The sequence below is a fragment of the Pseudomonas cuatrocienegasensis genome (assembly GCF_900110925.1).
GTDB classification, from domain to species: domain Bacteria; phylum Pseudomonadota; class Gammaproteobacteria; order Pseudomonadales; family Pseudomonadaceae; genus Aquipseudomonas; species Aquipseudomonas cuatrocienegasensis.
The window spans coordinates 53,370-65,943 of the sequence record NZ_FOFP01000004.1; the positions used below are offsets into that span (position 1 = coordinate 53,370).

Sequence of the window (12,574 nt, forward strand, 5' to 3'; positions counted from 1 at the left end):
TTGCCTCACTGTGCGTGTGCCGCGACCTGGGCTTTAGCGCCAGGGCGCTTGCACAGAGTGGCTTCTACGCTCAGGTTGGCGGGCATGTTGTCCGGCCCCTGAATTTCCAGGGCGAGCAGGTTGAGGTCGGCCCAGTCAGGGTCATTGCGCAGCTCGAAGACATAGCGCCCGCCGGTGTCGACGCGGTCGCTCTGTTCGAGTTTGAACTGCTCCCGGCGGCCGTTGAGGTACCAGAGCACCGCCTGGGCCTCGTGCACCGTCGGGTCGCTGAAGGTCAGGTCGATCTGGTAGTCGCGCCCCGGCAGGTCGCGCAGCGGTGCGGTATCGCCGTTGACCAGAATCTCGTTGGCGCCGGGCTTGAGCGTGACCTTGTTTGTCATCGCGGCCGGTTGGCCGACGCAGCCGTTATCCACCAGCGGAACGGCCTGGCGGTAGAAGCTCGCTTGCGCCAGGTCGTAGTGGGTGGCGAATTCCCAGATAAGGATTTTCGGCGGGTTGTCATGGAATTCCTGGCTGCTCATGTACTGCAGCAGGGCGCTGTCGAAGCCGCCACCGGGAACCGCCAGGTTGAGCACGTCGGCGCCGCTGTACTGCTGCAGGAAGCCGGCGAAGTTATAAGCCGGGCCACTGTTACTGGTGCCGACCAGGGCGATCTGCGGGTTGGCCTCATCGCCGAACAGGCTGTCGGCACTGGCCTCGCCAACCGGCTCGGTCTCGTAGCGATCGACATACTGGGTGGCGTAGGTGGTGCCGCAGAATTGCGCGGCGGTCTTGTGCAGGGTACCGGCCTTGGGCAGCAGGCCAGTGACGGTGCTGGCGAACTCTTTCTTCTCGATGTCGGCGAAGCCAGGCACATCCTTCAGGGTCTCGGCCACCAGACGCGCCGTGCGCTCGGCGCCGGCTGGGGTCCAGTGGTGGTCGGCCTGGAAGTAGTAGGGCGTTTCCACATCGCGCTCATCGAACAGCGGTGAAAGGTCCGGGGTCCAGATCCCAGCCTTGCGGAAGCCTTCGATGGATTTTATGTAGTTGGCCTTGGCCAGGTCGAAGTTGAAGCGGGCCTTTTCCTCATCGGTCAGGTGCTCGCGGTTGACCAGGCCGCGGGTCGGTTGGTAGACGACCATCAGCTCGACGCCTTTGCGCTTGAGTGCATCGCGCAGCTTCTTGAACTGCTGGTAGCCGTAGGCGCTGGTGCCGAAGTCGGTGCGCAGGTCGTAACGGCTGCGGAACAGCCAGTCACCCTTACCTTGCACCAAAGCGGTGAAAAAACTCAGGTACTTGGTGTTGTACTGGGCCGGGTCCTGGGCAATCGGGCACAGAGGGCCGACGCGCTGCACCTGGTACTGCGGGCCAGGCAGCTCGGCCTGGGCCATGCTGGACAGGCCGAGCAGGCTGCAGGCCAGGGCCAGGTGGCGGAGTTTGAAATGGCGTGGGGTCATGATCACTGCGTCCTCAATCCTGAAGTTCGGCCTGGCTTTCGACGGGGTCGATGAGCACGGCGAGATCGCGGCGCACCATCAGGTCGAGGATCTCTTCCTGCTTTTCCCCGAGGATGCCGGCGAAGCTGATGCCGGTGCTTTTGCTCGGTGCCAGTAGCTGTACGCGGTACAGCTCGACCGACAGCGGCGAGTCGATGGACAGTGGGCTGGAGCCGTTGGCCGCAAGGGTGCCGCCAACCACGATCATCGAAATCTTCGCGTCGAAGGGGTCCAGGTCGAAGTTACGGTCGGTGTCGGAGAGGTCCTTGATGTGGCCGTAGACACCGGTCAAGCCGTTGGCCGCCGAGACGTTTTCGTAGAGCTTGATGTCGACGCTGTTGCGCACGCGGATACCGTGGCGCTTGTTGTTCAGCACCTGGTTGCCCCACAGCAGGTTGTGGGAGCTCTCGTAGAGGGTGATGCCGTCGGAGTGGTTCTGATACACCTCGTTGTAGGCGATCAGGTTGCGCACGCTATTACGGTCGATGACGATGCCCGAGAGCTTGTTGTCGTAGCTCTTGTTGTTGATGATCCAGCTGTCGTCGACCTCACGGGAGATGATGATGCCGTGCTTCTGCTTGGTCCCGTGCACGGTGTTCTCGGCGATGATCAGGCCGTGGGAACGGTCGTGGGGGTCGATGCCGTAGACGATGTTGTCGCGGTAGGTGTTGCCCTTGATCACCACGTTCTGCGCTTCGTAGCAGTAGAAGCCGTACCAGTGGTCGACGAACTCCGAGTCGATCAGCCAGCCGGTAGGCTCGGCGCGCTGCAGGCGCTCATGCATGCCGGGGGTGTACTGGGTGATGGAGACGCCGTAGCTCTTGCTGTTGTCGTAGCCGAGGCTGGTGACCACGCTGCTGGCGATATACAGCTCGCTGCCACCCCAGGACACCAGAAACGGACGGAACTCCTTGCCTTCGCGGAACGTCGCCGGGGCATTGTCGGTTTCGCGCCAGGCGGTCAGCCGGGTGCTGGTGATAAACAGCTTGCCGTCGTTGACCAGAAACGCGCCGCGCTCCTGGGACAGGCGCAGATCAGTGGTTTGCGGGTCGACATGCAGGGTTGCACCCTGGGCCACGACGATCGGCAGGCGGGCCAGGTAGACGCCCGGCTCGACTTCGCTGAACTGGTTATCCGGCAGGGCGCGGGCAAGGTCGGCCGGGGTTACGTAGCCGTCTTCGATAAAGATCGCGTGGGGCATGCCGCCCTGGCGCGTCACCCATTCACGCAGGCGCTCGTCACCGCCGATAAAGTCCTTCAGGGCGTCCTGCTGGAGCATGCGGCGAACCACCACACGGCCTTTGACGTTGCGTTCGATCTTCGCGTTCACCGCCTCCAGGGTGTAGCCGCTAAGGTCGGGCAGGGTGGGCGTGGGCAGGTGCAGCGGTTCGACCGGTGCACTGGTCACGGTGTAGTTGCTGGTTTCCTTGAGGCGCTGGGCCGCGTCGGTTTCTTCCGCGGCCTGAACCCAGGGCGCGGCGAATTGCAGCGCGCCGAGAAGCAGGCCGCTGCCGAGCAGGGCCAGGCCGATCTTGCGTTTGACTGTCTGTGGCTGATGCGTCATTGCGGTGCCCTCAGAAGCGCCAGATAAAGTCGACAAAGGCCCGGTGCATCAACGAGTCAGCCTCGCTGCCATAGGCATCGCCGGGCTTGAACACGCCGCCGCGAAAGCGCACCAGCGCCGAGCGCTCGTCGAGCTGTTCGCTGACTGCGGCCGGTAGCAGGCCCTGTTTGAAGTAGCGGGTGACCACCAGGTCGAGTTCCTGGCCGATATCGGCTTCGCCGTCTTGCAGCGGCGCGATGATCCCGCTGTCGCCGATGTCCTGGTTGTCATCCACGCGCCAGAAGCGGTGGTAGACCAGGCTGGCGTCGTAGTCCTCGCCGAAGGTCATCGAGCTGAAGGCGCTGGCCACTTGCAGGTTGGACAGCTCGCCGCGGAAGGCCTCGCCGAAGCGATGCATGCGCGACTGCACGCCGGTGAAGCTTGAGCGGTTGCTCTCCAGCCCGGTCTGCATGAACTGCTTGGAGCTATCGTCATCACCGCCGCCGCTGCCGCGGGCATAGGCGCCGCCGACCTTCCAGCGTTCGTCGAGGCTGTAGCGCAGGCCCAGGTCCAGGCCCCAGGCGTTGACGTCCTGATTGCGCGAGCCGCTGGCGATGCGTTCGTCGCCGACGATGCTCTGCTCCAGTTGGTCGGTGTCGCCGGTCAGCCAGGTGACCTGGGCCCAGTAGTTCAGCGGGTTGCTCGAACGTGGGTTGAAGAAGTCGCCGTCGGCGTGCAGGCCGAGCCAGGTCAGGTCACCGGTGTAGCGTTTGCTCAGCTCGTCGACGCGCTCGCCGGCACGCGGCAGCTGGCCGTCGTCACGGCTGTGGTGCAGCTTGACGCCGACCCAGTGGCCAGGTGTCCACTGGGTGGCCACGTCGGCGAACAGGTGGGTGCGGTCTTCGTCTTCAGGGGCCAGTTCGTCGAGGTCGGTGCGGTACTCGGAAAAACGCTGGGCGACGCCGACCTGGGCATTCAGCAGGGTGGTGTCGAAGCTCCAGTTGAGCGCCTCGATATTGGTGTCGCGCCAGGTGCCTTCGTCGCTGCGCAGGCGTTGGCGGCCCAGGCGCAGGTGCTCGCCGGGGTAGGCAGTGAGGCCGGCGTAGTCGACCCAGAATTCGCGCAGGGCGAGGTAGCTCTTGTCCGGCACGCGGCCGTCATTGCTGCTGCCGCTGTCTTCGCTATCCAGGTCGTTGTTGTCCAGGGTGTCGGTTTCGATGATGTCAGTGGCCGACACTGCCTGGCCCATGGCGAAAGCGCTCCAGTCGCCGCGCTGGGCATACACCCAGGGCCGTGCGTCGATGCCGAGCCCGGTGATGTCGCCGCCGCCACGGGTGCCGAGGTCGCGGTCATCTTCCGATTGCGCGGTGATTTTGAAGTCGATGCCGAAGCTGTCATCACTCATCTGCGCCGCCCAGGCGGAGCTGGCGCAAAGTACGCTCATGCCAAGGCCGAGGCTGCTGGCGATCCGGTTGAGGGTCATGCGAAAGTCCTTGCTCATGGGGTCTGCGCCTGCATTTCGCTGAGTTGCTGCAGGGTGATGCCGCGCACCTGGCGTTCCTCGTTGAGCATGCGGCGCGCACGCAACTGGTCGGTGGCCGGCAGGCGCAGTTCGATGTCATGGGCCAGTTCGGTGGTCTGCGGAGTGTCCTTGGCCAGGGCCAGCTGGCTGAACACGTAAGCGCTCGCCAGGTCCGGCTGAATGCCTTTGCCCTGGGAGAACATCTGCGCCAGGGTCTGGTCGGCATTGATCTGCCCGGCGCGCGCAGCACTGAGCAGATGGTCCAGGGCCTGCTGCGGGTAGATATCGCCCAGGTAACCGCGCAGGTAGATCTGCCCGAGGAAGTAGTTGGCGCTTGGCTCGCTCGGCGCGGCCTTGCGCAGGTGCTGTTCGGCCTTGTGCGGGTCTTGCGGCACCAGCTTGCCTTCATAGTACAGGCGCCCGAGCAGCAGTTCGGCGCGGGGCAGGGCGGCGGCGCGGCCGTTGTCCAGGTAGGTCATCATCTGCTCGATGTCGCCCAGTGCCGGGTAGTCGTAGAGCAGGCGCGCCAGGCTGACCCAGGCCGCCGGGTAGTTCGGTGCGATGGCTTCGAGCATTTCCTGGGCCTTGCCTTCGTTGGGCGTGCCCAGCTCGGCATCGGCGAGCACCTGGGCCACGGCGTCGACCCGTTGGGCCGGCAGTGCGCCGCTGTGGTAGCCGTTCATCAAGCGCTCCAGCAGAGCCTGCTGGCGTTCGCTATCGGCCTGTTTCTGGTACACGGTGGCCAGCTCGACGTAGCAGACATCGGCCTGGGCGAGCATGTTCTGACAGATCTGCTCGATCTCGCCGAGGTGCTGGTCGTAGGTGCCCTGGGTGCGGTAGTAGAGGATCTGCGCCAGGTCCGCGTCGGCGTGACCCTGCTGGCGCCAGGTAGCAATTTGGCTCTGCACGTTCATACCGGGAAAGTCCTGTGGATACTGCAGATAGAGCAGTGTCAGCGGCATCAGGGTGCCCGGCTCGCCAGCCGTGAAGGCTTGGTCGAGCAGGCTGGCCGCCTCACGGCGTTCCTCGCTGCTGGCGCCCGGTTTGCGCGCCAGCAGCTTGCCCAGGCGCGCTTTGGCGCGCGGCGAGCTGTCCATGGCCTGGCGGTAGGTGCGTTCGGCAGCGGCCAGGTCCTCTGGCGTGCCATTGGCCAGTTGCAGATCGGCCAGGCCAATCTGCGCGTTGACGTAGCCCAGCTCGGCAAGCTGGCGGTAATGCTGCTCGGCAGTCTGGGTATCGCCACGCTTGAGCGCTTCGGCAGCCAGGCGCTGGTCCGGCAGACCGGCGCAGCCGCCCAGGCCGACTGCCAGCGCAAGCGCTAGCAGGGGCAGGGCAGGGCCACGCGGGGCTAGGCGGGAGTCGAAAATCGGCACGGTAGCCTCCTCACAAACCAGCCGCGACGGCTTTGTCGATCATCCAGTCGAACGACGGGCCGGCATCCAGGGTGACTTCCACCGGCAGGCTGGCCAGGGAGCTGGGCAGGGGCTGGTCCGGTTCGATGATCACGCGGATGTCGCTGGCCAGGCCGTTGTCATGCAGGGTGCTGCTGACAATGGTGCCCTGACGCACCTGCTCGTCACCGGCCACCCAGAAGGTCGCGCGGGTGCCGGGGCGTGCTTGTTCAAGCTTGCGGTAGGGGAAGCTGGCGAGGATGGTGGCCTTGGTGTCCTGGGGTACCAATTCGAAGATCACATCGCCCTTGCTGGCGAACTGACCATCGGCCACCAGTTGGCGCGAAACCTTGCAGTTGCAGGGGCTGGTCAGGGTGCCTTTGACCTGCTTGCCGAACAGCGTCTCGATATTGGCCGGCTCGAGCTGTTCATCGCTCAGGTGGCCTTTGAGCATTTCCAGCATGGAGGCCGAGAAGGACGCCAGTGGGGCGCCTTTGTCGACGCTGGCATCCGGGCCGATCAGGCTTTGTACCGTGCCCTCACGCGGCATGGTCACTTGCAGGCTGGGCACGTTGACCTGGGCGGACTTGGCGTGGGTAACGAAGTACAGGCCGTACACCGACTTGAAGATAAAGCCGAATGCCGCCAGGCCGACGAGAAACACCGCCAGGCTGAAGCTAACGGCGCGCAGGCGGCCGAGGGCGTTCATGCCATTGCCCGCGCCACCTTGTTTGCGTGCCTTGGTGAAGTTCTCGCGCTGCAGGGTGTTGAGCAGGTCGCCGACGCTGACCAGCTCACCGCCCAGGTAGGCGCTGATCAGGTAGCGCAGGGTGGCTTGCTCGCGGGGTTTGAGGTTGTGGAACTGGCAACCGATACGCGCCTGGGCGTTGTCGACGCTCTGCACCTGGAATTCCACATCGATGCCCAGATCGAGGCTGTCGAGCTGAAACTGCAGGCGGCCTTTGTGATGCTCGCCGACCGTGACCGGCACTTTGCCGGTGCTGAAGCTGAAACCACCGGCCGAGATGTCGAGGATGCGCGCTTCCACCCGTTCGCGGTTGGCCGCCGTGTAGCGCAGCACCGCCGGTAGTTTTACGCGGGCGTGCTGGCGCTGGGCTTCGGATTCATGAACCACATTGATGTTCTGGGCTGTACTCATGCTTGCAAATTTCCTATTCGAAAGTTCCGATCACACCAACACCAGAAGGGTGGCGATAAACACGCTGGCAGCAGAAAAGGTCATGGCGCGCGAGGACCAACTGTTGAACCACAGCTGGAAGCTGCGCAGTCCACGGTCGAGCTTGGTGTTCTGGCGGGTCCAGGACTGCTGGTCGAGGCGGAAGAACACGTAGATCTTCACCAGCGCGCCGACGATCTGGTTGTAATAGAGGATGGCCGGGTAGGCCGGGCCAATCGGGTGGCCGCTGAAGCTCAGCAGCAGGGTCAGCAGCAACCGTGTGGTACCGATCCACAGCAGGTAGATCAGCAGGTAGACGATGCTGTACTTGATGCTGGCGATGATCGCCACGGCCAGGCCCAGCAGGCATGTCCACATCGACACGCGCTGGTCGAACAGCACCACGCTGGTGAACAACCCCAAACGGCCCATACCCAGGCGCAGGGCGCGCGAGTTCTGCCGCAGGTTGTTGCCGTACCAGCGGAACATCAGCTTGCGACTGGCCTTGATGAAACTCTTCTCCGGCGGGTGCTCGACCGTGTTGATCGCCGCATCCGGCACGTAGAAGGTGTCGTAGCCCAGGCGCATCAGGCTGTACCAGCTGGACTTGTCGTCGCCGGTGAGGAACTGGAAGCGCCCCAGGCGCCAATGGTCCAGGTGGTCGCTCTCCACGTCGCGGATGAACTCGGGGTCGGTGACCACCTTGGCGCGGAATACCGACATGCGCCCGGTCATGGTCAGCACGCGCTTGGACAGCGCCATCGAGCACATGTTGATGTGCCGTTGAGCAAAGCGCAGCTTGTGCCACTCGCTCATGATGTAGCTGCCGCGCACCTCGCAGAACTCGTTGGTGGTCAAGCCGCCGACGTTGCTGAACAGCTGGAACCAAGGCACGGTCTTCTTCACCACGCCTTCGGCCAGAACGGTGTCGCCATCGACTACGGCCACCACGCCGCGGTCATCGGGCAGGTGCCGGGAAATGGCGCGAAAGCCATAGGCCAGGCCGTCGCGCTTACCGGTACCGGGAATCCGCACGAAGTCCAACTTGACGTGCTCGGGCGGGTTCATGCGCGTCCACAGGTTCTTCACCAGCAACTCATCGGACAGCTCGACGATCGAGCACACCACGGTGGTCGGGAAGCCACACTCGATGGCCTCGCGGATCACCGAGCGGTAGACCTGAGCAGTGGTCAAAGCGTCGATGCGAAAGCTGGTCACCAGCAGGAACACATGAGAGGGGTCGGCGTCCTTGCCGAGTTTTTTTACCTTACGGCGGTAATAGGGGTACACCACGTACAAAAACAGCATGCCGCGCACAAAGTGCAGGGCACCCATGGAATAGCGCCAGATGCCGACCAGGCCGATGAGCAGGAGGAAATCCCTGGACTCGGGGTCGAACACGCTCCTGGGCAAGGCCAGGGCGAGGAGCATCAGCAGTGATAGGTAAAACAGCCATCCGGCGGCCTGATTGAGACCGGTCTTCAGCGTGTGCATAGGGTCCATCCGCATTCTGGGTTAGGCCCCGGCAGCCGCGCAGGCGTACCGGGGCAGGCAGTTAGGGTCTGTTGACGTTTCGTCGCACGCCGCGTTGCCGCGAAAAATCTCGCCAGGCAAGGCGGAGGACGCCGGTAATGGTGTTCCCTTGCCAAGTCCTCCAACACCGCATGGCGAGATTTTCCGCGCAACCCGAAGGGCCGGGCCCGTTTTAGCGCGATGCTGCGTTTCTCGATGGCTCATTTAGTTCACTAAACCTCGCATCTCGTGCCTTGCCTCGCGCTAAAACTGGCTCCGGCGCGGCCGCGACCGAAGCGTCAACAGACCCTCGCGTTACCAGCAAATGCCTTCACTGCCCTCGCGCGAGGCGGTGGGCATGAAACCGACCAGATCGACCACGTGTTTGCCGGCCAGGGCTTGCTGCGCCAGCGGCGCGAAGTCCTGATCGCCATTGCCCAGGATGATCACATCGGCCTCGCGTACCACGGCGTCGAAGTCGCTGTTGAGCAGCGAGGAGACGTGCGGGATCTTCGACTCGATGTACTCCTTGTTCGCTCCGTAGACACGGGCATACTCGACGTTGCGGTCGTAAATGCTCAGGTCGTAACCCTTGCCGATGAGCATTTCTGCCAGCTCCACCAGCGGGCTTTCGCGCAGGTCATCGGTGCCGGCCTTGAAGCTCAGACCGAGCAGGGCAACTTTGCGCTTGTCGTAGCTGGTGATGATGTCGAAGGCGTTCTGCACCTGGATGCTGTTGCTGCGCATCAGCGAACCAATCAGCGGGGCATCGACATCCAGGCTGCCAGCGCGGTACGACAGGGCGCGCACATCCTTGGGCAGGCAGGAGCCACCGAAGGCGAAGCCGGGCTTCATGTAGTACTTGGACAGGTTGAGCTTGTGGTCCTGGCAGATCACATCCATCACCTCACGGCCATCGACGCCGCAGGCCTTGGCGATGTTGCCGATCTCGTTGGCGAAGGTGACCTTGGTCGCGTGCCAGACGTTGCAGGTGTACTTGATCATCTCGGCGACATCGATGCCCTTGCGGATCACCGGCGCGTCGAGCTCGCTGTAGATGCTTTCCAGCAGGTCGCCGGAGGCGCTGTCGAGTTCGCCGATCACGGTCATCGGTGGGAAATCGTAGTCCTTGATGGCGGTGCTTTCGCGCAGGAACTCGGGGTTGACGGCCACGCCGAAGTCGACGCCGGCCTTCTTCCCGGAGCTGGCTTCGAGGATCGGGATCACCACGTTTTTAGCGGTGCCTGGCAGTACGGTGCTGCGTACCACCACGGTGTGACGGCCCGGCTTGTCGCGCATGGCTTCGCCGATTTCACGGCACACGCCTTCGATGTACTCCAGGCCCAGGTCGCCGTTCTTCTTGCTGGGCGTACCCACGCAGATGAACGATACCTCGGTGTCGCGTACCGCATCGGCGACATCGGTGGTGCCGCGCAGGCGGCCGGTGTCCAGACCTTTTTGCAGAAGTTCTTCCAGGCCAGGTTCGACAATCGGCGATTTGCCCGTGTTGATCAGGTCGATCTTGGTCGTCGAGACATCCACGCCGACCACGTCATGGCCACGCGCCGACAAACAACCGGCGCAGACGGCACCCACATAACCCAAACCAAAGATGCTGATACGCATCACAATCACCTCGTCCATTTAACGCAATTAAAAGTGGCTATAAACGGCCACCACTGAGTGTCCATTCACGTCTGTAAGAAACAGCGTGGTGAATGAAGCAGGCATACAAGATTAAGTGACTCCCCATCATCAGGAAGTCCAGCGGGCTTATAGTTGAAACATGCCCTTGAAGTTGTCGCGCATAGCAATGCCACTTGGGCGCGCGCTTGAGAAGTTTGCAGTGTCTATGACGGTTTAACGCTCTCCTTACTTTCGCAGACACAGGTGTCGAGTAATACGCTGCCGTGAACAATTAAGTCCATAAATGGCGGCAGTTTGGTATCACGCAGACATCAGCGTGAGGAAGTATTACGCGGAAGTAAGAGTGTGTAGATTTTTGGTTAGTTCCTACCGTTCGTCCCCTTTCGTAACGATTGGAAATATGCAAAGTGCCATGATGGCCAGCATAATGCTGGCACTTTTGCAGAGTTCTGGAAGTGCCGGGCGGCAAGGTGGGAGTGCTGACGTGCAGGCTATCCGCGGGGGTTATAAAGATTGTTGGACAATTAAAGCCTGGGCTCGGCCCGTTGCGGGCCGAGTTCTGCAAGTTGCAAGTTTGTGATCTATTTGGCAGGTCGTGCCGGTATTAAATTGAACCGCGCGTTGATCAAGTCGAAATACCCCGCTGCGGACTGTGGTTAATCCGTCAATTGCTCACGAAGAAATACCAAATTATTGGCGTCAGAATTTTGTTGGGAGTAATAGTAACCATCCAGATTGAAGTCTTTGAGACCCTGAGGATCTTGCAGTCTTTCTTTGATGACATAACGCGCCATTAGCCCGCGTGCCTTCTTGGCATAGAAACTGATGATCTTGTACTGACCATTTTTCAGATCACGAAACTCGGTATTGATGAGGCGCGCATTCAATATCTTGCGCTTGACCGCAGCGAAGTATTCGTTAGAAGCGAGATTGAGCAGAACATCATCGCCCTGGGCCTGCAGGGCGGCGTTCAGCCAGCCGCTGATATGCTCACCCCAGAACGCATACAAGTCCTTGCCGCGCGGATTGGCCAGCTTGGTGCCCATCTCGAGGCGATAAGGCTGCATGAGGTCCAGCGGGCGCAGCACGCCATACAGGCCCGAGAGCATGCGCAGATGGCGCTGGGCAAAGTCGAAGTCAGCTTCGTTGAAGTCATCGGCGTTGAGGCCGGTGTACACGTCACCTTTGAAGGCCAGCAGGGCCTGCTTGGCATTGTCAGGTGTGAAGGGCTCGCTCCAGCTGCCGAAACGGGCCGCATTGAGTCCCGCAAGTTTGTCGGAGAGGTGCATCAGCTCGGCGATCTGTGCCGGGCTGAAGTCACGCAGCTGATCGATCAGCTCGTGCGAGTGGGTCAGGTGTTCGGGCAGGGTGTAGCGCGTGGTGGCCGGTGCGCTGTCGTAGTCGAGGGTCTTGGCCGGGGAAATCACCATCAGCATGGAGGCTGCTCCTGAAAGTCAGGCGGCGATTCTAGAAGCTCCCCTTAGACAAGGCCACCTATCAGCCCAATAGTGAGGGCAGAGCGCCTTGCTGAATGAGCCCGCAGGGGTAATCCAGAAAGGCGCTTCAGGCCTGGCTTGTGAGCGAATTCAGTTGCGCCCAGGCAGCATGGCGCGCAGCACGCCGTCGCGGTGTACATGGTGGTGCCACAGGGCCATGCCGGCATGGCCGAGGATCATGGCGAACAGCAGATACTGGGCGGTTACGTGAAAGAGCTTGGCCAGTTCGCGCACGCTGTCACTGACCGCGACTGGGCCTATTTCCACCAGCCAGAACAGGTCCAGCGGACGCTTGCCGAACAGAATGCCGGTCAGCGGCATTAGCACCAGCAGAAGATAGAGCAGGGCATGGCCGGCCTTGGCCGCGCGCTGTTGCAGGGCGCTGTGGGCACCAAGCAGATTGGGTGCGCCCTGACGTGCGCGCACCAGCAGGCGCAGCACGGTCAGCACCAGTACGGTAATGCCGAGCGACTTGTGCAGAGTAAATACTCCGCCTGTGCCGCCCAGCAGTGGGCCAAACAAATCACTGCCGTAGGGCAGGGCGATGATGATGAGTACCAGAAGTGCACTAAGCCAGTGCAGGGCGATTTGAGCGGGGCTGTAGCGTGTAGGTGTCACGGCAAAGGTCCTTTTAGGTTTAGTTATCAGTGAGGGTGCAGGTCGTTAGGGTCTGTTCCCGTTTCGTCGCAAGCCCGCGAATGAAACGGGAACAGACCCTAGTAGCGAGCACCGCGCCTCGACAGCAAGGTGTCGACTCACCGGGCTGGACGGTTTGTACAAGAAACAGGCCAGGGGTTCACCGCCGGCTGCG

The 12,574-nt window shown here is 62.2% G+C and carries 9 protein-coding genes; all 9 read right to left on the minus strand.

Going from position 1 to position 12,574, the window contains the following annotated elements; genetic code table 11:
• Positions 1–5 precede the first annotated feature (5 nt).
• The 9 genes from BMW49_RS07185 to BMW49_RS07225 all read right to left on the minus strand — a co-directional run bounded on the left by BMW49_RS07185 (position 6) and on the right by BMW49_RS07225 (position 12,381).
• A complete protein-coding gene (locus tag BMW49_RS07185; RefSeq protein ID WP_069520054.1) occupies positions 6–1,436 on the minus strand; it encodes an alginate O-acetyltransferase in 1,431 nt (476 codons plus the stop codon).
• Positions 1,437–1,449: 13 nt separating this feature from the next.
• Positions 1,450–3,039 carry a mannuronan 5-epimerase AlgG gene (algG, locus tag BMW49_RS07190; RefSeq protein WP_069520031.1) on the minus strand — a complete coding sequence of 530 codons (1,590 nt, stop codon included), beginning with the start codon at positions 3,037–3,039 and terminating at the stop codon, positions 1,450–1,452.
• Between the two features lie 10 nt (positions 3,040–3,049).
• The gene (locus tag BMW49_RS07195; protein ID WP_069520055.1) at positions 3,050–4,501 is read right to left on the minus strand and encodes an alginate export family protein; all 1,452 of its coding nucleotides are present in this window, start codon (positions 4,499–4,501) and stop codon (positions 3,050–3,052) included.
• Positions 4,502–4,515: 14 nt separating this feature from the next.
• A complete protein-coding gene (gene algK / locus BMW49_RS07200; protein WP_279627080.1) occupies positions 4,516–5,913 on the minus strand; it encodes an alginate biosynthesis TPR repeat lipoprotein AlgK in 1,398 nt (465 codons plus the stop codon).
• Positions 5,914–5,923: 10 nt separating this feature from the next.
• Positions 5,924–7,090, minus strand: coding sequence for an alginate biosynthesis protein Alg44 (locus BMW49_RS07205; protein ID WP_069520032.1), 1,167 nt, complete (start codon positions 7,088–7,090; stop codon positions 5,924–5,926).
• 30 nt (positions 7,091–7,120) lie between these two features.
• Entirely contained in the window at positions 7,121–8,602 is a 1,482-nt protein-coding gene (gene alg8 / locus BMW49_RS07210; protein WP_069520033.1) for a mannuronan synthase, read from the minus strand.
• A 333-nt stretch (positions 8,603–8,935) separates the two neighbouring features.
• Positions 8,936–10,246 carry a nucleotide sugar dehydrogenase gene (locus BMW49_RS07215; protein ID WP_069520057.1) on the minus strand — a complete coding sequence of 437 codons (1,311 nt, stop codon included), beginning with the start codon at positions 10,244–10,246 and terminating at the stop codon, positions 8,936–8,938.
• A 677-nt stretch (positions 10,247–10,923) separates the two neighbouring features.
• Positions 10,924–11,703, minus strand: coding sequence for a peroxide stress protein YaaA (yaaA, locus tag BMW49_RS07220; RefSeq protein ID WP_069520034.1), 780 nt, complete (start codon positions 11,701–11,703; stop codon positions 10,924–10,926).
• Between the two features lie 150 nt (positions 11,704–11,853).
• On the minus strand, positions 11,854–12,381 hold the full coding sequence (locus BMW49_RS07225; protein WP_069520035.1) for a cytochrome b: 528 nt from the start codon (positions 12,379–12,381) through the stop codon (positions 11,854–11,856).
• Positions 12,382–12,574: the final 193 nt, after the last annotated feature.